Raw genomic sequence first — 23,290 nt, forward strand, 5'->3', positions numbered from 1 at the left:
GGCGGACAGGGCGGGCTGCTGGTCCGTCCCGCAGGTCGCCCGGCCGGCGGGCCACCCGGAGACCCACGGGTGGCTGACGACGGTGGCGCCGGTCACTCGGGACACCGGATGTTACGCACAGGTAACGTCCGTCGTCAATGGACCTCGGCTCCCCAGCGCCTCGTGGACCCGGGAAGGCGCCGAGGGTCCACACCACCGGGAGGGCGGCTGACTGACCGTCGACCACCGGCGGGCGCGCGGACCACGGCGGGGCCGCGCCCTCGCCGGCCGCAGCCGGGATCCGACGTCGGGGCGGGGGCGGGCCGGGCGGGGCCGACGTCGAGGGTTGTTACGCGGACATTTCGGATCAGTCTCGCCGGAAGCCTTGACGATCGATGTTAACGCTCACATCATGGTGACTCCCGCAATGCTCGCGTCTGGAGCTCGCCATGCAGGCTTCCCACGACCCTCCTGCCTCCCCTCGCCACCCCCGGCACCGCCTGGGAAAAGCGGCCGCCGCGGTCCGGGCGCTGATCCCCTCGCCGGGCCGCCTCCGACCCCCGACGGCTCCGCGTCCGTCCCGACGTATGCGCACGGTCTCAATCGTGACGGCCAGCGTGCTCCTCGGTGCCGGCCTGGTGTCCCCCGGTAACCCGGCGCACGCCGCCGAGCCCTGGTCGCCCCGCTCGTCGTACACGTCGACCGACCGGGGCGACGGCACGTACACCGTGCCGCTGCTGCGCGCCGACGTGCCGGACATCGGCGTGGAGCGGGTCCCGGCCGCCGAGAACGCCGAGGGCCGGGACATCTACTACATGATCAGCACGACGATGCACCTGAGCCCCGGCGCGCCGATCATGAAGTCGTACGACCTGGTCAACTGGGAGATCGTCAACTACGTCTTCGACCGGGCGAGCATCGGCGACTCGTTCTCGCTGCGCAACGGCCAGAACTCGTACGGCCAGGGCCAGTGGGCGTCGTCGCTGCGTTACCACGACGGCACGTTCTACGTCGCCTTCAACACCAACAACCTCGGCGGCGCGTACATCTACCGCACCGACGACATCGAGAACGGGGCGTGGCAGCGCACCGCCCTCGGCCGGGGCCTGCACGACCCGTCGCTCTTCTTCGACGTCGACGGCACGCCGTACATCTTCTACGGCAACGCGAACATCAGCGCGGTACGGCTCAACCCCGGGTTGACCGCCATCGTGCAGGACTACCCGAACGTCTTCACCGCGAGCGACTACGCGGGCCAGCCCTTCATCGGCGGCCTCTTCGAGGGCGCCCAGTTCTTTCACATCAACGGCCACTACTACGTGGTCGTCATCACCTGGCCCGCCGGCCAGGGCCGCCAGGTGGTCATGCTCCGCTCCCCCGAACTGCTCGGGCGCCACACCTCAGAGGGCGGGGTGAACACCTACGAGGCGCGCGGCGTGCTCAACTCCAACGGCTTCGCGCAGGGCAGCCTCGTGCCGATCGCGCGGGAGGACGGTCGGACCGACTGGCACGGCATGTTCTTCCGGGACACCTTCCCGATCGGGCGCATCCCGGCCCTCATCCCCGCCACCTGGTCCGAGGACGGCTGGCCCACCTTCGGCACCGACGGCGTCGTGCCGGTGGAGGGCGCGTTCGCCAAGCCGATCGCGCTCGACCCCGAGCAGGAGCGGTTCGAACGGCAGAAGTCCATCGTGGTCTCGGACGACTTCGCCAACGACGCGCCGCACAAGGCGTACATGGACGAGGAGTGGACCATCCCGGCGGCACCGGTCGTCGGGCAGCCGCCCACCACCGAGCACCCCACCGAGGACGAGATCCGGCCCAACGGGTCACGGCTGGACATGGCCTGGGAGTGGAACCACGCCCCGGACAACCGGTACTGGTCGCTGACCGACCGGGCGGGCTGGCTGCGGCTGACCACCGGCAAGGTGGTCACCGGCGACTACGTCTACACCAAGCTCTCCAACCGGGCCGAGCTGGCCTGGTTCGAGGAGGCCCGCAACACGCTCTCGCAGCGGACGTTCGGGCCCCGGCAGTCGGCCGAGACCCGGATGGACATCTCCGGGATGAGGGACGGCGACGTCGCGGGCCTGGCCGCCTACAACCGGGGCTTATCGTACGTGGCGGTCAAGCGCGTCGGCGGGGTGAACACCCTCGGCGTGGTCAACCGGGGACAGCCGTTCGCGGTCGACCTCGACCAGGCGACGCTGGAGACCTTCCTGCCGGGCACGACGGTGCCGCTGGGCGACGCGACCGAGGTCCACGTCAAGGCGGACCTCGACTTCGCCGCGCCGACCGGGCAGCTCTGGACGACGTTCCACTACAGCCTCGACGGGTTGACCTGGACGCAGCTCGGCAACCGGGTCGGCCCGCAGACCCTGGACGGCAGCCTCGCCCACTTCATGGGGCACCGGGTCGGGCTGTTCACCTACGCCACGCAGCAGCGGGGCGGGCACGTCGACTTCGACCACTACCTGCTCAGCGACACGCTCACCGCGCAGAACCGGCCGCTGACCACGGCGGCGCTCGACGCCGCCATCGCGTACGCGGCCACCCTCGACGAGTCGGACCACCCCGCCGACGCCTGGGCGGCGATGCGGGCGGCGCTCACCGCGGCGACGACGGCACGGGCCGGCCGGTTCGGCACCCAGAACCAGATCGACGCGCCGGAACGGGCCCTCAGCTACCAGTTGGCCCGGCTCGCCGTGCTCCGGAGCGCCCCGCCCGAGGTACCGGTCACGGTCACCGCGCAGGCCCGGTGCGTCGCCGGCACGGCGTACGTGGCGGTGCAGGCCCGCAACGACCACACCGCGCCGGTCGACGTGGTGCTGGAGACGGCGTACGGCCAGCGGTCGGTGCCGGACGTCGCGCCGGGCGCGAACGCCTACCAGCAGTTCACCACCCGGACCGCGGCAGCCCCGGCCGGTACGGCGACCGTCCGGGTCACCGGGGCGGTCGACGGCAGGGACGTGACGACCGTCCGCGACGTGGCGTATCCCGCCGTCACCTGCGCCGCCCCTCGGCGGACGCCGTGACCGCAGCCGCCGACGACCCCCCTGCCCGTCCCGCAGTTGAAGGAGGACATCTCGTGACACAGCGCCCCCGAGGCACGACCCGACGACGGGTCGCCGCGATCGCGACGGCCGGCATGATGCTGGCCGGGATCGTCGCGGCGGCACCGGTCCAGGCCGCCGACACCGATCTCGTCGTCAACGGCGGGTTCGAGAACGGCCTGGCCAACTGGTTCGTCAACAACGGCAACGCCACCGACGGCGCCACCCTGTCACCCACCACGGACGCCTGGTCCGGATCGGGCGCGGTGCGGGTCACCGACCGGGCGACGACCGGTTCCGGCCCGATGCAGGACCTCTCCGGCAAGATCCAGGCCGGGCAGACCTACCGCCTCACCGCCCGGATCAGGTACGACAACCCGGCCGGGCCCGCCACCAAGCAGTTCTTCGCCACGATGCACTACGGCGGGTCCACGTACACCAACCTGGTCGGAGTGACCGCGACCCGGGGCCAGTGGGCCCAGTTCGACGGGCAGTTCACCGTCCCGGCGAGCCAGAACGTCTCGACGGCGCGGCTGTTCTTCGAGACGCCCTGGACGGACAACCCGTCCGCCGACCCGGACCTGCACCTGATGGACTTCACCCTCGACGACGTGTCGGTGGTCGGCGCCGCGCCGCCCGCAGCGCCGTCGAAGACCATCGAGGTGGTCGGCAAGCTGCCCGGGGAGCACAACCCGGTGATCGGCCACAAGTTCGGCGCCGACGGGTACGGCTTCGTCCACGACGGCCGCGTCTACCTGTACCTGACCAACGACACCCAGGGGTACGCGCCCGACCCGGTCACCGGGATCTCGCCGGGCATCAACTACGGCCACATCAACCAGATCACCGTGCTCTCCACGACCGACATGGTGAACTGGACGGACCACGGCGAGATCCAGGTCGCCGGGCCCAACGGCGTCGCACCGTTCACCACCAACTCGTGGGCGCCCGGCATGGCCAGCAAGGTGGTCGACGGCCAGGAGAAGTTCTTCCTGTACTACGCCAACGGCGGTGGGTCGAGCAACGTGATCACCGGTGCGTCGCCGGTCGGCCCGTGGACCAGCGAGCGGACGAGCACGCTGATCGACGGCCGTACCCCCGGCGCCGAGGCGGTCGCCTGGAAGTTCGACCCGGCCCCGCTGGTGGACGACGACGGCGAGGCGTACCTCTACTTCGGCGGCGGTCCCGCGTCGACCAGCATGCCGGCGGCCGAGCGGTTCAACAACCCGAAGAACCTGCGGGCGATCAAACTCGGCGACGACATGGTGTCGACCGAGGGCACGGCGGCGGTGGTGGACGCCCCGGTGGCCTTCGAGGCGGCCCAGGTGTTCAAGCGCGAGGGGAAGTACTACCTGTCGTACTCGTCGCACTTCGGCGGCAACGACTTCGGCGGCCCGCAGACGCCGCTGCCCGGCTACCCCGGCGGGGGCCAGATCGGCTACATGATCTCCGACGACCCGATGTCGTGGCCGAAGGAGACCTACGCGGGCGTGCTGTTCCCGAACCAGTCGCAGTTCTTCGGCGCGGGCACCGGCGGCAACAACCACCAGTCGGTGTTCGAGTACGAGGGGCGGCACTACTTCACGTACCACGGCCCGACGCTGAACAAGCGCATCAACGGCAACACCACCCAGGGGTACCGCAGCCCGCACATCCAGGAGCTGACCTTCAACGAGGACGGCACCATCCAGCAGGTCGTCGGCACCTACGCCGGGGTCGACCAGGTCCGTGACTTCGACCCGTACCGGGTGTTCGAGGCGGAGACCTTCGGCTGGAGCAAGGGCGTCGCCACCGCGAAGATCGACGGCGGGTCGGCCCAGTTCGGTGCCGAGGCACCCAACCTGGTGGTCCGCGACATCGACAACGGGGACTGGACGGCGCTCTCCTCGGTCGACTTCGGGGCCGGCGCCCGGAGCCTGACGGCGAAGGTCCGCCCGCTGGTGGCCGGCGGGACGATCCAGCTCCGGCTCGGTGACGTCACCGCGCCGGTGGTGGCGACCATCCCGGTCGACGGGCCGCTCGGCGAGTGGACGGAGCTGACCACCGCGCTCGACGGCGTGACCGGTGTGCACGACGTCTACTTCACCTACGCCGGGCCGGCGGGCGGGGACCTGTTCGAGATCGACACCTGGGCCTTCGCGGCCGGCACCGGCGCGGAACCACCCGTCACGGTCACCGCCCAGGCGCGCTGCGTGGGCACCACCGCGTACGTCGCCGTGCAGGCCCGCAACGACCACGACACGGCGGTGGACGTCGTCCTGGAGACGGCGTACGGCCGGCGGTCGGTGGCCGACGTCGCACCGGGCGCCCACGCCTTCCAGCAGTTCAGCGCGCGGAGCACGGTGGTCGCCGCCGGCTCGGCGACCGTCCGGGTCACCGCGACGGTCGACGGTCGGGACGTGACGACGCTCCGCACCGTCCCGTACCCGGCCATCACCTGCGGTGGCTGACCCACCCCACCACCCGACCACCACAGAGCACAGGGAGCAGCGGATGAGGACATGGAGTCACAGACGGTTGGCGGCGGCCGGAACAGCGGGTGCCCTGCTGGTCGGGACGGTGGCGATGCCGTCGCCCGCCCGGGCCGAGCCCGGCGGCGGCGACGTGACGGTGACGGTGGAGATCGACGAGATCACCGAGCCGGGAGTGCTGGCGATGTCGATCGCCGGCGACGCGGTGACGCTGTCCGAGGACGGGTCGACGCTGCTGGTCCGCCAGTTCGTCGGCGGCCTGCCGACGGTCACGGTCACCGACACCCGGCGGCCCGACGAGGTGCCGGAGCAGGCGGCGTGGGCGGTGCTGGGCAGCGCGACCGACTTCGTCGGCCGCGACGGTCAGGCGCCGATCGGCGCCGGGCACCTGGGCTGGAAGCCATGGCTGATCGACGGTGGCGGCACCGGGCTGGTCAGCGAGGGTGAAGAGGTCGTCACCGTGCTCGACGAGCCGACGCAGCCGGGCAACAACTCGGGTCTGGTCGACCAGGAACTGCTCGTCTCCACCTTCGACTCCGGGACCGTCGCCGGTGCCGCGTACTCGGTCGACGCGGACCTGTTCCTGCGGACCCCGGCGGACGTGGCCGCCGGTGAGTACACCTCGACCCTGACGCTGTCCCTGTTCGAGTGAGCCGGCCGGGTGGGGCCGTGGCGGCGGCCCCACCCGTACCGTCCCGAGGGCCGGCCGGCGGCCTCAGGGTGCGTACGCGGCGAGCAGGGACAGCCGCTCGGCGGCGGCGCTGCCGGGCGCGGCGGTGTAGGCGATCAGGATCGGCCCGGTCCGCCCCGGGGGCGTGTAGGCGTCCCAGTCCAGGTGCAGCTCGCCGACCTGCGGATGCCGGAACGTCTTGCTGCCGTTGACCGACTCGCGCACGTCGTGGCGGGCCCAGAGCCTGCGGAACTCCTCGCTGCGGATGGTGAGCGTGCCGACGATCTCCTGGGCCCGGGGGTGCTCCGGGTCGGCGGCGACCGCCGCGCGCAGGAAGCCCAGGTAGTCCAGCACCGTCTCCCGCCAGCCGGTGCACCGGCCGTGCACCTCGGCGTGGGTGAACATGTCGATCAGCGCGTTGCCCGGGCCGATGCCCGGGTGGAGCGCGGCGGCCATCCTGTTCCAGGCGAGCAGGTCCAGGTGACGGCTGACCACCACGGCCGGGGTGTGCAGGCTGTGCAGCAGCCGGCGGGTGCTCTCCGGGACCGTCTCGCGGGTCCGCCGCCGGGGTCTCGGCGGGCGCTGCGCCCGGCGGGCGAGGGCGTGCAGGTGACGGGTCTCCTCCGCGTTCAGGGCGAGGGCACGGGCGATGCCGGTCAGCACGTCGGCGGAGGGGCGCACGTCCCGGCCCTGTTCCAGGCGCTGGTAGTAGTCGGTGCTCACCCCGGCGAGGAGGGCCAACTCCTCCCGGCGCAGACCGGCGACCCGACGGCGGGGGCCGGGCGTCAGACCGATGTCCTCCGGGCGCAGCCGGGACCGGCGGTTCCGCAGGAAGTCAGCCAACTCGCGCGCGTAGGCCGTGGTCGTCACGGCATCCAGTGTGCCGCCGCGGTCCCGTCGCAGGGTAGGTCCCGTGGTCCCAGGTCGGCCAGGTCTCTCCGGCCGTCGGCGCGGGTCCCTACCGTCCCGGGACATGCAGACGTGGACCGAAGACCTGATCCCCGACCAGCACGGCCGACGCGCGGTGGTGACCGGGGCGAACTCCGGCGTGGGGCGGGTCACCGCGATGGAACTGGCCCGGCACGGGGCCGCCGTGGTGCTCGCGGTACGCGACGTGGCGGCGGGCGAGGAGACGGCCGCCACGATCCGGCGGGCCGCACCGGACGCCGAGGTCGAGGTCCGAGCGCTGGACCTGGCCTCGCTCGCCTCGATCCGGGCCTTCGCCGAGGACCTGACCGGCCCCCTCGACCTCCTGGTGAACAACGCCGGGGTGGCGTTGACCGGTGCCCGCCCGCCCCTGACCGTGGACGGGTTCGACCCGCAGATGGGCACCAACGCGCTCGGGCCGTACGCGCTGACCGGGCTCCTGCTCGACAGACTGACCGCCGGGAGGGAACCCCGGGTGGTCACCGTGTCGTCGATCGTGCACCGGTGGCGCGGCCTCGACCTGGACGACCTGATGTCCGAGCGGTCCTACACCGGGCCCCGGGCGTACTCGCTGTCCAAGCTCGTCGCCACCATCCTCGGCCTGGAACTGGACCGCCGGCTGCGCGCCGCCGGATCACCGGTCATCAGCGTGCTCGCCCACCCCGGCATGACCCACACCAACCTCACCCCGCGCGCGTTGGCCAACCGGAACGCGCTGCTGCGCGCCGTGGGCCGGCTCAACCCGCTGCTGGTCAGTCCGGTGCGGGAGGGCGCCCGGCCGCAACTGTGCGCGGCGACCGCTCCCGGGGTACGCGGGGGGCAGTTCTTCGGGCCGCGCGGCTTCCGGGAGATCCGGGGACCGGTCACCGAGGTACGCGCGAGCGCGCCGGCCCGCGACCCGGGGAACGGGCGGCGGATGTGGGCGCGGGCGGCCCGGCTCACCGGCGTCACGTACCTCTGATCCCCGGCCCGACCTGCGCACACCGTCTTCTGCCAGGGGGCCCGGCGGCCCTGCCACGATTTGTATGCTCGGCCCCATGACCGTGGTGCGGATGGACAACGTCGCCGTCGTCGTCGACGACCTGGAGGCCGCCGTCGCCTTCTTCACCGACCTCGGCCTGGAACCCGAAGGCCGGGCGCGGATCGAAGGCCCCTGGGCGGACCGTACCGTCGGGCTCGACGGCCTCCGCAGCGACATCGTGCTGATGCGGACCCCGGACGGCCACAGCAGGCTGGAGCTGACGAAATACCACACCCCCGCCGCGGTCGGCGCCGGGTCACCGCCCCCGCCGCCGAACACGCTGGGCCTGCACCGGGTCATGTTCACCGTCGACGACATCGACGCCACCATCGCCCGCCTGCGCACCCACGGCGCCGAACTCCTCGGCGAGGTGGCGCGGTACGAGAACGCCTATCGGCTCTGTTACCTTCGCGGCCCGGCGGGCATCATCGTCGCGCTGGCCGAACAGATCGGTTGATGTGGCGATTGGTGGCGCGAATGACGTCACAGCTCCCGCGCGGCGGGCTGCGGTAACTGGCCGCGCACCACACCGCACCCACGGTGTTCATACCCGGTGGTGAGCGACGATTTTCGTCGCCGAGTTCGGATCCCGTCGATGTGAAAACGTGGGCGTGAAGTGCTCGCCACGGCACCGTTCTGTGCTTCCTCATTGGTTGTGGGGGTCGCGCCGGTTATTGTGCTGGGCGGACTCATCGAAGTGCGGAAGGAATAGCACGTGGCCAAGCAGATCATCCAGAAACTCATTGACGACCTGGACGGCGGGGACGCCGACGAGACCGTCCGGTTCGCCCTCGACGGAGTCCAGTACGAGATCGACCTGTCGGCGGCCCACGCGCAGCAACTGCGGGACGCCTTCGCCCCGTACACCGCGCACGGCACCAAGGTCGGCCGGGGCGGCATCGTCAGCGGTCGCGCGGCCCGCAGCACGCCCGCCCCGGCCGGCGCCCGGGGGCGCGTCACCTCCGACCGCGAGCAGAACAAGGCGATCCGGGACTGGGCCAAGAAGTCCGGCAGGGACATCTCCGACCGGGGCCGCATCCCGCAGGAGATCGTCGACGAGTACCACTCGAAGGCCGGTCACTAGTGCCGTGACCACGAAGGCTCGCGGTGTGGGGTCGTGCTGCCGGGGTGGCGGTTCCGCCCTGGCGTTGGTGTCGCTCGCCACGAATGCGGATGCGTTCGCGGCCCGGGGCGGTCAGGACGCCAGGGCGGCGGGCATCGGTGGCGGAGGCCGTTCGCGTCGTGGGGTCACCCTCGCCCGCTCTCCGATGCGTCAGTCCGCGCCGGGAAGCCGTTGCCGGGCGAGCTGCTGGTGCCGCCGGTAGGCCACCGGGCTCATGCCGACACTCGCGGTGAAGAGCCGGGTGAAGTGCGCGGTGCTGCGGAATCCCCAGCGGGCGGCGACGGCGCTGACCGGACGGTGGGCCAGCCGGGGGTCGACCAGGTCACGCCGGCACCGTTCGAGCCGGCGCTGCCGGATCCACCCGCTGACGGTACGGCCCTCCTGTGCGAACAGCCGGTGCAGGCTGCGCAGCGACATGTGGTGGGCGGCGGCGATCGCCGGTGGGCCGAGCGCGGGGTCGGCCAGATGCGACTCGATGAACGCCAGCACCTGCCGGTAGGACGCCTGTTGCCGGGTCTCGACCGGTAGCGCGGACATCCGGTCGAGACGGTTCGCGATGACCGCCGACACCAGATCGAGGGTGATGCCCCCGACCCGGACCGCGTCACCGGGCGTGAACCCGTCGACGTGCCGGGCGACGGTGACCAGGTGGTTGGCGAGCAGGGCGGCGATGCCGTCGTCGCCCCCGGCGAGGCACGTCGCGTGCAGGAGCCTCGCCTGGTCGGCCGGGAACGGGAGCATCGAGCCGGGAATCTGGACGGCCAGGGCGGTGCTGCCCCGACCTGCCGCATCCTCGACGTACGTGACCTCGTGCGGACTCGCCGCGTCGAGGAAACTGAGCTGACCGGGGCCCGCCGCGCAGGACTGCCGGTCATACTCGATCACGCCGCTACCGCGCAGGGGCAGGCTGATTTTGTAGATCTCGGGGTCCGACGAGGTGGTCATCCGGGGGCTGCGAATGACCCGGAGCGACGGGAACTGGTAGATGGACAGGGTCACGGCCCCGAGGTCGACCATTCGCGCCGAGGCGTTGAAGGCGGTCGACGTGTCGGTCTGGATATCCACCGGCACCAGGGACTCGGCCATCAGACAGCGCCAGTAGTCGACCCGATCGCCCGGCGGGTGGTCCTGAGTGCTCACCGACAGGTCGTTGCCGTGCACGTCGTTCCCCCTCGGTCGGTTCGCCGCGAACGGTGTGGGCACCAGGCATCGACCATAGCCCTCACCCTGTGCGACGGACAGCACACCGGTCGCATCGACCGACCCGGCTGCGCTGACGGCGGGTGGACCTGCCGCGCCGCCCGCCGGACGGGACCGACGACGGGTCGACTGTGGACGGTGTCTCGTACCGTCGACGTGCCGGACGTGCACCGCCGGCCAGCTCCCCCGAATCACATCCAGCTCAGTCCCGTCGTCGACCCGGCGGCCGGCCCGACCTGCCCGCCGACCGAGCCGGCCATCCTCAGGAGGTCGTCCGATGCACGTCCGATCCCGCAGTGCCCGCGCCCGGCGCTCCGCCCTGGCGCTGACCCTCACCGCCGCCCTGGTGCTGGCGACCCAGGCGACGCTGGCCGCGCCGGCCGCCGCCGCCCTGCCGGGCCTGACCCGGGTCACCAGCACCGGCCCGAGCAACAGCGACTGGAAGACCTGGCAGGCGTCCTGCCCCGCCGACACGTTCCTGGTGGCCGGCGGCGGCCGGATCGACCGGGGCGCCGGCCAGGTGGTGATGGACACGATGGTGCCGGTCTTCGGGGCGACCGACGTCTACTCGGTGACCGGCCGGGAGGACGACAACGGCTTCGCCGGCACCTGGTCGATCACCGCCACCGCGCTCTGCGCGCAGCCGCCGGTCGGGTGGGAGCACGCCGAGGGCGCCACGATCTGGGACTCGGTCAGCAGCAAGACGCTGACCGTGAGCTGCCCGCCCGGCAAGCAGGTGCTGGGCCTCGGGGTGGAGGTCAACGGCGGTCTCGGCCAGGTGGTGGTGGACGACCTGCGGCCGAGCGCCGACCTCGCCTCCGTCAGCGTCACCGGGATCGAGGACGGCAACGGGTACGCCGGCGCGTGGCAGCTCCGGGGCCAGGTGGTCTGCGCGACGCCGCCGGCCGGGCTGGTCCGGGTCGCCGGGTTCGGCCTGCTCGACTCGGTCGGCTCGAAGTCGACGGTGGCGACCTGCCCGCCCGGCACGCTCGTGCACGGGGTCGGCGGGGAGATCGTCAGCGGCGCGGGACAGGTCCGGCTGACCGGCCTCGACCTGCTCTCGGACACCCAGGTCAGGGCCACCGCCGCCGAGGACGAGGACGGGCTCGCCAGCAACTGGGCGGTCCACGCGTACGCGATCTGCGCCTGACGCCGGGGCGGCCAGCCGGCCGCCCGGCTTCCCAACAGTTGAGAGGTCGGCGCATCGAATCACGGCCCCGACGGAGTCGCCGTGCGCGGCCCGGCGGTGGAGGTGGCCGGGCCGGCGGGGCCGCCAGCGGCGGTCGGCGCCCGCCGCGTGACGGGGCCGGCGGGTGGGTCGGGCTGCCTTCACCGGTACCCGAGAGGCGCACGAGGATACAATCCGGGGGTTCGCCAGGAGTCGCGAGGAGGCGACGTCCGACGGCCGGATCCGGTCCCATCCCGCGCGTGCCGTCCGGCCCCACGTGCGCCGTGACGGGCCGGTGGGGCCTGGCCGCGCGGTCTGGCGCCTTCGACTAGCTGAGGTGTTGTATGAGGCAATTGTCGGTCCGGGGAAACACCGCCCAGGCGCTGCGGGAGCTGATGGCGCAGCGCGTCGTGGTGCTGGACGGCGCCTGGGGCACGATGCTGCAGAACGCCGCGCTCACCCCCGCCGACTACCGGGGCGACCTGCTGGTCGACCACCCGAAGGACGTGACGGGCGACCCCGACCTGCTGAACCTGACCCGCCCGGACGTGGTGCTGGACACGCACCGCCGGTACCTGGCGGCCGGAGCGGACATCACCAGCACGAACACCTTCACCGCCACCCGGATCAGCCAGGCCGACTACGGCCTGGAGGAGTACGTCCACCAGATGAACGTGCGGGCCGCGCAGCTCGCCCGGCAGGCGGCCGACGAGGCCGGCGGGCGGTTCGTGGCGGGCTCGGTGGGCCCGCTCAACGTCACGCTGTCGCTGTCGCCCCGGGTGGACGACCCGGCGTACCGGGCGGTCAGCTACGACCAGGTCAAGGAGACGTACGCGGAGCAGATCGCGGCGCTGGCCGAGGGCGGCGTCGACCTGCTGCTGATCGAGACGATCTTCGACACGCTGAACGCGAAGGCAGCCATCGCGGCGGCCCGGGAGGTCGCGCCGGAGCTGCCGCTGTGGGTCTCGGTCACCATCGTGGACCTCAGCGGGCGGACCCTGTCCGGGCAGACGGTGGAGGCGTTCTGGCGCTCCATCGAGCGGGCCGAGCCGCTGGTCGTCGGGGTCAACTGCGCCCTGGGCGCGGCGGAGATGCGCCCGCACGTGGCCGAACTGGCCCGGCTCGCCGACACGTACGTCGCCTGCCACCCCAACGCGGGCCTGCCGAACGCGTTCGGCGGGTACGACCAGACCCCCAGGCAGACCGCCCGGCTGATCGGCGAGTTCGCCGAGGCCGGCCTGGTCAACATCGTCGGCGGGTGCTGCGGCACGTCCCCCGAACACATCGCGGAGATCGCCGCCGCCGTCTCGGGTCTCACTCCCCGGGAGCCGGTGAAGAACGTCACGACGACCCGGTTCAGCGGCCTGGAGCCGTTCTCGATCGGCCCGGACACCGGGTTCGTGATGATCGGCGAGCGGACCAACGTCACCGGCTCGGCCCGGTTCCGCCGGCTGATCGAGGCCGACGACTACCAGGGCGCGGTGGCGGTCGCCCTCGAACAGGTCCGGGGCGGCGCGAACCTGCTCGACGTCAACATGGACGCCGACCTGCTCGACAGCGAGCAGGCGATGACCACCTTCCTGAACCTGATCGCCACCGAGCCCGAGGTGGCCCGGATCCCGATCATGATCGACAGCTCCCGCTGGAGCGTGCTGGCCGCCGGGCTCAAGTGCGTGCAGGGCAAGGCCGTGGTCAACTCGATCAGCCTGAAGGAGGGCGAGGAGGCGTTCCTCGCCCAGGCCCGGCACATCCGCGGCCACGGCGCCGGCGTGGTGGTGATGGCCTTCGACGAACAGGGCCAGGCCGACACCACCGAGCGGAAGGTGGAGATCTGCGCGCGGGCGTACGACCTGCTGACGCAGCGGGCCGACTTCGCGCCGGAGGACATCATCTTCGACCCGAACGTGCTGGCGGTCGCCACCGGCATCGCCGAGCACAACGGGTACGCCAAGGCGTTCATCGACGCGCTCCCGCTGATCAAGGAGCGCTGCCCCGGTGCCCGGACCAGCGGCGGCATCTCCAACCTGTCGTTCGCGTTCCGGGGCAACGACGTGGTACGGGAGGCGATGCACTCGGCGTTCCTGCTGCACGCCGTCCGCGCCGGGCTGGACATGGGCATCGTCAACGCCGGCCAGCTCGCCGTCTACCAGGACATCCCGGCCGACCTGCTGACCCTGGTCGAGGACGTGCTCTTCGACCGGCGTCCGGACGCCACCGACCGGCTGGTGTCGTTCGCCGCGACGGTCACCGGCTCCGGCGCGAAGCGCGAGGTGGACCTGTCCTGGCGGGAGTCGCCGGTCGCCGAGCGGCTCAAGCACGCGCTGGTGCACGGCATCGTCGAGTTCGTCGAGGCGGACACGGAGGAGGCCCGCCGGCAGGCGGCCCGGCCGCTGGACGTCATCGAGGGCCCGCTGATGGACGGCATGAGCGTGGTCGGCGACCTGTTCGGCTCGGGGCGGATGTTCCTGCCGCAGGTGGTGAAGAGCGCCCGGGTGATGAAGCGGGCCGTCGCCTACCTCGAACCGTACATGGAGCAGGAGCGGGAGCAGGCCCAGCAGGAGGGGCGGATCATCGTCGGCCGGGGGCGGGGCAAGGTGGTGCTGGCCACGGTCAAGGGCGACGTGCACGACATCGGCAAGAACATCGTCGGTGTGGTGCTCGGCTGCAACAACTACGAGGTGATCGACCTCGGGGTGATGGTGCCGGCGGAGCGGATCCTGGACACCGCCGTCGCCGAGGGCGCCGACGTGGTCGGCCTCTCCGGCCTGATCACCCCGTCGCTGGACGAGATGGTCGCGGTGGCCGGCGAGATGCAGCGGCGGGACATGAAGCTGCCGCTGCTCATCGGCGGGGCCACCACCTCCCGGCAGCACACGGCGGTACGGATCGCCCCGGCGTACGACGCGACGACGGTGCACGTGCTCGACGCGTCCCGGGTCGTCGGGGTGGTCTCCGACCTGCTCGACAGCGACCGGGCCGGCCAGTTGGCCGCCAGCAACCTGGCCGAGCAGGAGCGGCTGCGCGAGCAGCACACCGCCCGCCGGCAGCCGCTGCTGCCGCTGGCCGAGGCGCGTGCGAACCGGGAGCAGGTGGACTTCGCCGACCTGCCGGTGCCGGCCTTCACCGGCATCCGCGTCGTCGAGCCGGATCTCGCCACCCTCCGCGAGATGATCGACTGGCAGTTCCTCTTCCTGGCCTGGGAGCTCAAGGGCAAGTTCCCGGCGATCCTGGACCAGCCGGTGGCCCGCGAGCTGTACGACGACGCCGTGGCCATGCTGGACCAGATCATCGCCGACGGGTCGTTGCAGGCGCGCGGCGTGTACGGCTTCTGGCCCGCGCACACCGAGGGCGACGACATCGTCCTGACCGACCCGGCCCTCCGGTTGCCGATGCTGCGCCAGCAGACCACCAAGCCGGCGGGGCGGGCCAACCGCTGTCTCGCCGACTACGTCGCCCCGGCCGGGGACCACCTGGGCGGTTTCGCGGTGGCGATCCACGGCGCCGAGGAGCTGGCCGCCGGCTACGAGGCGGCCAACGACGACTACCGGGCCATCATGGTCAAGGCGCTCGCCGACCGGCTCGCCGAGGCGTTCGCCGAGTACCTGCACCTCCAGGCCCGCCGCGAGTGGTTCGAGCCGGACGCCGACCCCCGCATCGAGGACCTGCACGCGGAGCGGTTCCGGGGCATCCGGCCCGCGCTCGGCTACCCGGCCAGCCCGGACCACAGCGAGAAGCGCGACCTCTTCGAGCTGCTCGACGCCGGGCGGCTCGGCATCGGCCTGACCGAGTCGTACGCGATGACCCCGGCGGCCAGCGTCAGCGGGCTGATCTTCGCGCACCCGGAGTCGCGCTACTTCACCGTCGGGCGGATCGGCCGGGACCAGGTCGAGGACTACGCGACCCGACGCGGCGTCGCCCGGGACGAGGTCGAGCGGTGGTTGCGCCCCAACCTCGCCTACGACCCGGACTGAGCCAGCCCGTCCCCGCTGCCCCGCCGTCACGGCCGGCGTCGACGTACCCCGTCGACGCCGGCCGTTTCGCGTGGGTACCCGGGAACCGGGCCGTTGTCCTGAGTAGCGGTACCGACCCGGACCGGGTACCACGACGGTTGCGCGCCGGGGCGCCGGCCGGTTGACTGGCCTGCCACCCCGGCGGCCGGTCGCCCGACGTCACCCGCTGCCCGTACCGGTCGTCGGGACGACACGGTGGACGCGGACAGGCAGGAGGAGAAGATGCTGCGCAGGTTCGCCTTGTTCCTCGCCGTCGTCGCCGGTCTCGTGGCGGTCGCCCCGTGCCTGGTGTTCTTCGTCCCGTACGGCTGGCAGATCCTGGTGGGCCTCGTGCTGGCCACGGCCATGGCCGGGTACTGCTGGTTCCTCTGGGCCGAGGACAGCCCGCGCCGGGACCGGGCCGATCCCCATCCACTCCCGGACCGGCACCGGCACCGGCACCCACCCCACCTGCCCTGACGCCCGGCGGACCGCGGAGAACGGCTCAGCAGGCCGACGAGCCCGCCGGCACCGCCACGTCCCGCCCGTCGGACGCCGGCACGTCCCGCCCGCCCGGCGACGGGTCCACGGTCGGGCGCGACGGCCCGGTCCGGTTCGCCGCGCGGTGCAGCAGCAGCGCGGCGAGGCAGCCACCGGCGAGCACGGCGACCGCCCCGACGGTCTGCCCGACCACCACCGCCGCGTTGAACGCCTCGGCGACCTGGTCCCGTTCCGTCCCGGTCCGGGCGGCGGCCAGGGCGGCCGGGAACGATCCGGCGCCGGCCAGCACGGCGGGGAGCGCGGCGGTGAACCGGGCGTTCAGCACCGCGCCGAGGACGGCGACGCCGAGACTGGCGCCCACCTCGGACATGGTGCCGTCGATGCCGGCCCCGGCACCGGCCCGCTCGGGCGGTACCGCGCTGAGCACCGCCTCCACGATCGCGGGGTTGGCGACCGCGCAGCCGGCACCCATCAGCAGCAGACCCAGCAGCAGGCCGCCGTAGCCGTCGGCCGGGGCGTACGCGGCGACCACCAGCCCGAGGGCGAGCGTCGCCATGCCGGCCGCGATGGCCAGCGGGATGCCCAGCCGCCGGATGACCAGGGCGGCGACCCCGGCGAGGTTGAGCAGCACCACGGTCAGCGCGAAGGGCGCCATCCGGACGCCGGCCTCCCAGGCCGGGTAATCCCGGACGAACTGCAACTGCTGCGCCAGCAGGAACAGCGCCCCGGCGCTGCCGAAGGTGATCAGCACGACCCCGCAGACCGCGCCGACGAACCGGCGGTCCCGGAAGAAACCCATGTCGAGCATGGGCGCGGGGACGTGCTGTTCCCAGGCGACGAACGCCGCGAGCAGCAACGCCCCGGCGGTGGCCGCGCCGAGCACGGGCAGCGAACCCCAGCCCTGCTCGGGGCCCTGGATGATGGCGAAGACGACCGCGCCCAGCCCGGCGGTGGAGAGCACCGCCCCGACCAGGTCGAGGCGCCCCTCGCCGTGCCGGGACTCGGGCACCAGCCGGCGCGCGGCGAGCAGGCAGACCAGCACGACCGGCAGGTTGACCAGGAAGATGGCCGGCCACCGGAAGTGCCCCAGCAGCAGGCCGCCGACCGGGGGCCCGGCGGCGAAGCCCAGCGCGCTCACCGCCGCCCAGATGCCGATGGCGCGGGGGCGTTCCCGCGCGTCGAAGACCTGCATCGCGACCGCGAGGGTGGCGGTGGCCAGCAGCGCTCCCCCGACCCCGAGCGCGGCCCGTGCCGCGATCAGGTGGTCGGCGGACCGGGCTGACGCGGCGGCGGCCGAGGCGAGCCCGAACAGCACCAGCCCGACCAGCAGCATCCGGCGGCGGCCGTACCGGTCGACCACGCTGCCGGCGGTGAGCAGCAGGCCGGCCTGCACCAGCGCGTACGCGTTGATCACCCACTGGATGTCGGCGGTGCTGGCGGCGAGGTCGCGGGTGAGGGCCGGCACCGCCACGGTGAGGATGGTGTTGTCCAGCACCACGACGAGTTGGGCGAGGCAGAGGACGGCGAGGACGAGCCAGCGGGTACGCAGCCGTACCGGGGTGGTGGGGGGTGCCGCCGTGCCGCCGGGGGCAGCGGTCACCTGGCGGTCCAGTACCCGAGGGCGGAGACCTGGTGGCGGTTCACCCCGAGTCCCTTGCGCAGGTGCTTCGCCAGCGCCCGGGTGGTGCCGGCCTCGCAGGCCACCCAGTGGTAAGCCCCCTCGGTGGGGCTGGTCAGGGCGGCCCGGACGGTCTCCACCAGGTGCCGCCCCTCGTCGAGGCGGGGTACCCAGATCACCTCCTGGCCGGCGCGGGCCCGGTGCGGGAGCCCCTTCTCGTCGTCGTCGGCGTACTCCAGCCAGATGGTGGCGGGCAGGTCCCCGGCGGCGTCCAGCAGGCTGTTGACGGCGGGCAGGCTGGCCGAGTCCCCGACCAGGTACAGGTGGGTGGGGGTGGGGTCGGGCAGGGTGAAGGCGCTGCCCTGGAGGGTGGCCTCGATGGTGTCCCCGGGCCGGGCGCTGCTCGCCCAGCGGGCCGCGACGCCCTCGTGCAGGGCGAACTCCAGGTGGAACCGGCCGGTGGCCGGGTCCGGGTCGACCAGGGTGTAGGCCCGCTGGTGGGAGCGGCCCTCGTTGTCGAACCAGAGGCGGATCCACATGGTGGGGTGCGCCTCGACGGCGGCGAGCAGGCCACCCCCGTCGACCAGCAGGCGGTGCAGGCTCCCGCTGACCCGCTCGGAGTCGAGCACGGTCAACCGGAATTCCCGGCCCCCCATCGCCTTGAGCACGAGGGCTTCCCAGTTCCGCTTCACGCCTGCCTCCACTGTCCCCGGTAGTTAGGTTAGGTTAACCTAACCGCCCCGTCCTGGGGAGGGGCACCGCACAATCCCGAGAAGAGGTCCGTCAATGCACCTGGAGAAGATCCCCGACGTCGGCACCCTCACGCTGGAGCCGGTCGACCCGGCCGCCCACGCGGAGCTGCTGCACGGCTGGGTCACCCAGCCCCGCAACGTCTACTGGGGGATGGGCGCCTACACCGTCGAGGAGGTCCGGGAGGTGTACGCCTTCCTGGACGGCCTCACCACCCACCATGCCTGGTTGATCCGCCTGGACGACGAGCCCGTCGGCATCTTCCAGAGCTACGAGCCGGCCGCCGACCCGGTCGGGGAGCGGTACGAGGTCCGCCCCGGGGACATCGGCATGCACCTGCTCCTCTCCCCCGGCCCGGGGGTCCCCCGGGGACTCGCCGGAACCGTGGGCCCGGCCCTGGTCCGGTTCCTGCTGCGCGACCCCGCCCTGACCCGGGTGGTGGTGGAGCCCGACGTCCGCAACGGGCTGGCCCTGCGCCGCATGCTGCTCAGCGGCTTCACCTTCGCCGAGGAGATCGACCTGGCGGAGAAGCGGGCCCAGCTCGCCTTCCTCACCCGGGAACGGTTCGAGGCCGACCACGGCCCCGCCCCCGTCCCGGCCTGAGCCGCCCACCCGGCCCGTCCCGGCCTGAGCCCCGCCCGGCCCGGCCGGGGGCGTCCACCCCCGGCCGACGCCACCACCCGTGCGACCGGTGGCGGGCATGGTTGATCATGTGCTCATGTTCCGTGGAATATGGGAGCGGGCCCGGGAGAACCGGCGCGATCAGGATCGGTTCCACCGCATGCGGGGGAAGCGGTCCAGGAACCCCGACGGCTGCTTCGACTCGTGCGCCTGCTGCGACATCTTCGGCCTCTTCTCCGGCCTGCTGCTGCTCGGCTCCGCCGCCGCCACCCGGGCCGGCGCCCCCGCCCTGGACCGGGCCGGGGTGGCCGCCATCCGGGGGTACCGCCGCTGGCTCTCCCCGCGCATGCCCTGCCAGTGCCGGTTCACCCCCACCTGCGGGGCGTACGGGCTGACCGCCGTGGAGCGGTACGGGCTGGCGGTCGGGGGCCGGCTCGCCGCCGACCGGGTCCGCCGCTGCCGCCCCTCGGTGCCCCGGGGCACCCAGGACCCGGTGCGCTGAGCCCACGGGGTCTCCTGCTGGAGGAGCGCTACGAGCTTCTGCCGGTGACCCCGAGCGGGGTTTCCGGGTCATCGCCACTGAGAGGCGGACAAGAGACTCGTCGACTCAATCGGTGGTAGGCCATCGTCGAGGCCACGAAGTCGTAGGTAGACGTCACGCATGGCGGATCGATCCGGGATGTGTTCGGTTCCCGCAGCACGTTCCAGGACTGTCAGAGTGCTCACCAGCTTGATCGATCCCACTGGACGGCCCTGAGTGCGAAGACGTTGCAGTCGATGGATCTCGGCGGTGGCGATCTGCGCTCCCGACCCGTCGTCGATGAGCACGGTCATCGTCGCGCCGGCTTCGGCGGCGACGACGGCGTGCGCCACCACCATGATCTCCCCCAGGTCCTTGGGGTGCCTCAGCCGGTCTCGCATGGGTTGTTGAGTGATCTATGAACGACTGCGGCCAGCTCAGGCGTCTCATCATCGGAGAGTATGTGGATCCAGCGTGGTGTCAGCTTGCGCCAGACCGTCGCCGCGGGGCCGAAACGCGAATCCTCTCGGGACTTACGAAGTACCTCGCCCTGCACTGTCTCGGGGACACTGAGCCTCGATCCACCGATGAAGGCTGGGTTGGCGAGACCCCGTAGACAGAAGGTGCCCCTTGAGCTGGAAGGATAGGAGTTCTCACGCTTCTATCGTTCGGCTCGAAAGGGCACCTCGCAGGTGAGATTACGCCATGACGCGCCGGTGGTGCGCGCGACGTTTGATGATCCGAATCTGGTGTCGTGTGCCGGGCTGGTGCCGGTGATGCGGCTGGCCGAGCGGGCCGGTCTGCATGACGCGGTCACCGACCGGTTGAGCCTGCCGACGGACAAGGGCGCGAACCCGGCCGGGAAGGTCGCCACGATCATCGCGGGGATGCTCGCCGGTGCGGACAGCATCGACGACCTCGACGTGACCCGGCACGGCGGCATGCGGTCGCTGTTCACCAGCGTGTACGCGCCCTCGACACTCGGCTCGTTCCTGCGCACGTTCACCCATGGGCATGTGCGGCAGTTGCAGGCCGCCGCCCGAGACACGTTGATCGGCCTGGCTCGGCGGGCACCACTGCTGGCCGGCGCCGACACGCTGTGTTTTGTGGACATCGATTCGATGCTGCGGCGGGTGTTCGGCAAGCGCAAGCAGGGCATCGGGTTCGGCCACGCCAAGGTCGGCGGCTACAACGTCTGGCTGCGCGGCTACAACCCTGTGGTGGCGACGTTGTCCACGCCGTTGTCGGTGCCGGTGATCGCCGCCACCCGACTGCGCGCCGGTAACGCCGGCTCGGCCCGCGGTGCGGCCAGCATGATCGCCGAGGCGATCACCACGGCCCGCTCGTGCGGCGCAACGGGGGAGATCGTGGTGCGCGCCGACTCGGCGTTCTACGCCAAGACCGTCATCGCCGCCTGCCGCCGCCGCAAGGTGCGGTTCTCACTCACCACCCGGATCGACGCGAAGATCCGCACCGCCTGCGAGAGCATCACGGACGCCCAGTGGATCGACATCAAGTATCCGCAGGCCGTCTGGGACGACGACGCCGGAAGGTGGATCTCCGACGCGCAGATCGCCGAGACCGAGTACACCGCGTTCGCCGGCACCCGCCACCAGATCACCGCCCGGCTGATCGTGCGCCGCGTCCGCCGCGACGACCCCGCCCAGGCCCCGGGCCAGGAAGAACTGCTGCCCACCTACCGGTATCACGCGGTGTTCACCGACAGCCCCTACACGCTCGTGCAGGCCGAAGCCCAGCACCGCCAACACGCGATCATCGAGCAGGTCAACGCCGACCTGATCGCCGGACCCCTCGCGCACCTGCCCTCGGGCCGGTTCAGCGCGAACGACACCTGGCTGACCTGCGCCGGCATCGCCCACAACCTCACCCGCGCCGCCGGACACCTCGCCGCCGGCGCCTGGGCGACCGCCCGCCCGGCCACCATCCGCACCCGGATCATCAACGTCGCCGCCCGCCTCGCCCACCGGGCCCGCACCATCATCGTGCACCTACCCGAGCACTGGCCCTGGCAAGCAGCGCTCGACAACCTCTACACCGCCGTCGGGCCGGCACCCGGCTGACCACGACCCACCAGCCGGAACCAGGCGGCCCGACCACAGGCCACAACCCCCGCTACCCGCCCCGAACCACCCAACCGGAGCAAGCCGATCACGTAATCGGCGGCTCCCACACACCCTGCCGAATCACCAATCACAAAAAGATCAATTGGCCATCAGCGGCAACCGCATCGGTGGATCGAGGCTGAGCGGCCCGAGGACGCCGATCAGAAGCCGCTCCTTGTTAATTGAGAGAAAGTTCAGGCTGGGCCCGGCATCGATGATCGGCCGATCACCTGTCACGGTGCCGTTCCGCCGGTCGGGTCCTCAGATGGATCTGGCGCGCCGAGATCTGCGTCGAGCGCGGCCAGATCTATCGGCACGTCCGGCAGATCGGCGGGGTCGGCCCAAGCGACAGGGCGCTCCGCCGGTGTGACGCCCGCATCCCGCAACTCCGCTTCCACGGCATACAGGCTGGTACCGCGCAGGGACGCGATGGCTTGGGCTGACAGGACTCCCTCCGCGTACCCCTTCGTGGCGCGGGCCAGCAACTTCTGGGGGGCTCTGCGTTTGTTCGAATCGGACTGCATGGCTTGGTATTGGTCAATCCAACCAAATCGAACGGCCAGATGGGGGGTGGACAGGGCCATCCACTCCCCCTTGGTCGCAGCATCGATGCATCCGGCCCCGTGTAGCGCGATGGCTGCCATGGCGGGTGACACGATGAAGCGCTGAACAATTGCGGAAAGCGTTGCTTCGGTCATTTTTGGGCTGCCCGTGAGGAATTCCCGCATTCCGTCCAACGGTAGGAGAAGATTCCTGGCGAAGGCATCGGCGCGAACCTCGGCAGGAGACCGTTCACTCCAGCCACCCGCGTCGGCATTCACCCAATCCCCAAAGTGAATGTGACCGAGTTCGTGGGCAAGAGTACTGCGTTGCCGCATGGGGTGGGGAGTCCGGGCGACACCGACGAATATGGTGTCACGTTCGGGATCTCGCATTGTCAGGCCATGCTCGTCCGGGCCAGCATCGAGTACAGCAACGTCTACTCCCGTGGTCTGCTCGATGATTGCGATGAGGTCACCCAGAGGCTGCACCCCCAGCCGGTGTTGCTCCCGGAATGAGCGGGCGGCAGCACATCCCTCGATTTCAGCGCTCACAGTCCTCTACCTGAATCAGATCGTGGCGGGAATAGCCTGTTCATCGAGGTAATCATCCAGTTCGAGGAAGTGCAGTAGCGCTAGGCGCATCGCATCCATCCCGGAGCCGTTGGTGGCCCGAGCCGCGCACTGCACTCGGTCGGCTACCGTCTGCCCTCCGGTGAGTTGAGCCACGGTGCGTCCGGTCGCCCAAGCGATCGCCACGATTTCTGGCATCTTCGCCACACGGTCACCGGAGATGATCCGCGACAACGTCGGCTGGGAAATGCCGGTTTTGTCCGCCAATGCTCGCTGACTGAGGCCTGCATCCACCCGAGCGCGCTCGATGATTTCTCCCGTACTCCCCTTGATCATGATCTACTCCCCAGCAGTGAATCATGATTGCATCTTATGATTCAGCCTACACGTCGACCGCCCCGCTGGCGAGGTTATCGGGGCTTCGGCGGCCAAAGCAGTCCCGAT

Annotated in this window: 20 protein-coding genes; 12 read left to right on the forward strand and 8 right to left on the reverse strand. The window is 71.7% G+C overall.

The window, feature by feature from the left end; all coding sequences use genetic code 11:
* The first annotated feature begins 584 nt into the window (after window positions 1-584).
* The 3 genes from ACQUFX_RS22600 to ACQUFX_RS22610 are packed head-to-tail and all read left to right on the forward strand — an operon-like array spanning window position 585 to window position 6,155.
* The gene (locus ACQUFX_RS22600) at window positions 585-3,014 is read left to right on the forward strand and encodes a glycoside hydrolase family 43 protein (protein WP_428962316.1); all 2,430 of its coding nucleotides are present in this window, start codon (window positions 585-587) and stop codon (window positions 3,012-3,014) included.
* Between the two features lie 53 nt (window positions 3,015-3,067).
* The gene (locus ACQUFX_RS22605; RefSeq protein WP_428962317.1) at window positions 3,068-5,482 is read left to right on the forward strand and encodes a family 43 glycosylhydrolase; all 2,415 of its coding nucleotides are present in this window, start codon (window positions 3,068-3,070) and stop codon (window positions 5,480-5,482) included.
* 43 nt (window positions 5,483-5,525) lie between these two features.
* A complete protein-coding gene (locus ACQUFX_RS22610; protein ID WP_428962318.1) occupies window positions 5,526-6,155 on the forward strand; it encodes a hypothetical protein in 630 nt (209 codons plus the stop codon).
* A gap of 63 nt (window positions 6,156-6,218) precedes the next feature.
* Here ACQUFX_RS22610 and ACQUFX_RS22615 read toward each other — a convergent pair whose 3' ends face one another.
* A complete protein-coding gene (locus ACQUFX_RS22615) occupies window positions 6,219-7,043 on the reverse strand; it encodes a helix-turn-helix domain-containing protein (RefSeq protein WP_428962319.1) in 825 nt (274 codons plus the stop codon).
* A gap of 103 nt (window positions 7,044-7,146) precedes the next feature.
* Here ACQUFX_RS22615 and ACQUFX_RS22620 point away from each other — a divergent pair, with 103 nt between their 5' ends.
* The 3 genes from ACQUFX_RS22620 to ACQUFX_RS22630 all read left to right on the forward strand — a co-directional run bounded on the left by ACQUFX_RS22620 (window position 7,147) and on the right by ACQUFX_RS22630 (window position 9,205).
* Window positions 7,147-8,061: an oxidoreductase gene (locus ACQUFX_RS22620; RefSeq protein WP_428962320.1), complete on the forward strand. Its 915-nt coding sequence runs from the start codon at window positions 7,147-7,149 to the stop codon at window positions 8,059-8,061.
* A 76-nt stretch (window positions 8,062-8,137) separates the two neighbouring features.
* Complete coding sequence (locus ACQUFX_RS22625; protein ID WP_428962321.1) at window positions 8,138-8,578, forward strand: VOC family protein; 441 nt, start codon at window positions 8,138-8,140, stop codon at window positions 8,576-8,578.
* A 258-nt stretch (window positions 8,579-8,836) separates the two neighbouring features.
* Window positions 8,837-9,205 (forward strand): histone-like nucleoid-structuring protein Lsr2, encoded by a 369-nt coding sequence (locus ACQUFX_RS22630; protein ID WP_428962322.1) that lies wholly within the window; start codon window positions 8,837-8,839, stop codon window positions 9,203-9,205.
* A 189-nt stretch (window positions 9,206-9,394) separates the two neighbouring features.
* Here ACQUFX_RS22630 and ACQUFX_RS22635 read toward each other — a convergent pair whose 3' ends face one another.
* Window positions 9,395-10,384 carry an AraC-like ligand-binding domain-containing protein gene (locus ACQUFX_RS22635; RefSeq protein ID WP_428962323.1) on the reverse strand — a complete coding sequence of 330 codons (990 nt, stop codon included), beginning with the start codon at window positions 10,382-10,384 and terminating at the stop codon, window positions 9,395-9,397.
* 337 nt (window positions 10,385-10,721) lie between these two features.
* Between ACQUFX_RS22635 and ACQUFX_RS22640 the strand changes: the two genes are divergently transcribed.
* The 3 genes from ACQUFX_RS22640 to ACQUFX_RS22650 all read left to right on the forward strand — a co-directional run bounded on the left by ACQUFX_RS22640 (window position 10,722) and on the right by ACQUFX_RS22650 (window position 16,081).
* Window positions 10,722-11,594: a hypothetical protein gene (locus tag ACQUFX_RS22640; RefSeq protein ID WP_428962324.1), complete on the forward strand. Its 873-nt coding sequence runs from the start codon at window positions 10,722-10,724 to the stop codon at window positions 11,592-11,594.
* A gap of 362 nt (window positions 11,595-11,956) precedes the next feature.
* The gene (gene metH, locus ACQUFX_RS22645) at window positions 11,957-15,583 is read left to right on the forward strand and encodes a methionine synthase (protein ID WP_428962325.1); all 3,627 of its coding nucleotides are present in this window, start codon (window positions 11,957-11,959) and stop codon (window positions 15,581-15,583) included.
* 234 nt (window positions 15,584-15,817) lie between these two features.
* Window positions 15,818-16,081: a hypothetical protein gene (locus tag ACQUFX_RS22650; protein ID WP_428962326.1), complete on the forward strand. Its 264-nt coding sequence runs from the start codon at window positions 15,818-15,820 to the stop codon at window positions 16,079-16,081.
* 25 nt (window positions 16,082-16,106) lie between these two features.
* Here ACQUFX_RS22650 and ACQUFX_RS22655 read toward each other — a convergent pair whose 3' ends face one another.
* Entirely contained in the window at window positions 16,107-17,702 is a 1,596-nt protein-coding gene (locus ACQUFX_RS22655) for an MFS transporter (RefSeq protein ID WP_428962327.1), read from the reverse strand.
* Window positions 17,699-18,412, reverse strand: a complete 714-nt coding sequence (locus tag ACQUFX_RS22660; RefSeq protein ID WP_428962328.1) for a siderophore-interacting protein — start codon at window positions 18,410-18,412, stop codon at window positions 17,699-17,701. The genes ACQUFX_RS22655 and ACQUFX_RS22660 overlap by 4 nt, the downstream gene beginning before the upstream one ends.
* Before the next feature lie 94 nt (window positions 18,413-18,506).
* Between ACQUFX_RS22660 and ACQUFX_RS22665 the strand changes: the two genes are divergently transcribed.
* Window positions 18,507-19,073 carry a GNAT family N-acetyltransferase gene (locus ACQUFX_RS22665; RefSeq protein ID WP_428962329.1) on the forward strand — a complete coding sequence of 189 codons (567 nt, stop codon included), beginning with the start codon at window positions 18,507-18,509 and terminating at the stop codon, window positions 19,071-19,073.
* Between the two features lie 178 nt (window positions 19,074-19,251).
* Complete coding sequence (gene yidD, locus ACQUFX_RS22670) at window positions 19,252-19,593, forward strand: membrane protein insertion efficiency factor YidD (protein WP_428962330.1); 342 nt, start codon at window positions 19,252-19,254, stop codon at window positions 19,591-19,593.
* Window positions 19,594-19,661: 68 nt separating this feature from the next.
* Here the strand turns inward: yidD and ACQUFX_RS22675 are convergent, their stop codons facing one another.
* On the reverse strand, window positions 19,662-20,012 hold the full coding sequence (locus ACQUFX_RS22675; protein ID WP_428962331.1) for a PIN domain-containing protein: 351 nt from the start codon (window positions 20,010-20,012) through the stop codon (window positions 19,662-19,664).
* Between the two features lie 291 nt (window positions 20,013-20,303).
* Between ACQUFX_RS22675 and ACQUFX_RS22680 the strand changes: the two genes are divergently transcribed.
* On the forward strand, window positions 20,304-21,692 hold the full coding sequence (locus ACQUFX_RS22680; protein WP_428962273.1) for an IS1380 family transposase: 1,389 nt from the start codon (window positions 20,304-20,306) through the stop codon (window positions 21,690-21,692).
* 141 nt (window positions 21,693-21,833) lie between these two features.
* Here ACQUFX_RS22680 and ACQUFX_RS22685 read toward each other — a convergent pair whose 3' ends face one another.
* From ACQUFX_RS22685 to ACQUFX_RS22695, 3 genes are read right to left on the reverse strand one after another with little or no spacing between them, the layout of a single operon-like run.
* Window positions 21,834-21,971 (reverse strand): hypothetical protein, encoded by a 138-nt coding sequence (locus ACQUFX_RS22685; RefSeq protein WP_428962332.1) that lies wholly within the window; start codon window positions 21,969-21,971, stop codon window positions 21,834-21,836.
* Window positions 21,968-22,828: an ImmA/IrrE family metallo-endopeptidase gene (locus tag ACQUFX_RS22690; protein ID WP_428962333.1), complete on the reverse strand. Its 861-nt coding sequence runs from the start codon at window positions 22,826-22,828 to the stop codon at window positions 21,968-21,970. Before ACQUFX_RS22690 ends, ACQUFX_RS22685 begins: the two co-directional genes overlap by 4 nt.
* 15 nt (window positions 22,829-22,843) lie before the next feature.
* Window positions 22,844-23,182 carry a helix-turn-helix domain-containing protein gene (locus tag ACQUFX_RS22695; RefSeq protein WP_428962334.1) on the reverse strand — a complete coding sequence of 113 codons (339 nt, stop codon included), beginning with the start codon at window positions 23,180-23,182 and terminating at the stop codon, window positions 22,844-22,846.
* Between the last annotated feature and the right edge of the window lie 108 nt (window positions 23,183-23,290).

The organism is Micromonospora fluostatini (genome assembly GCF_050410825.1).
Lineage (GTDB): Bacteria > Actinomycetota > Actinomycetes > Mycobacteriales > Micromonosporaceae > Micromonospora > Micromonospora rosaria.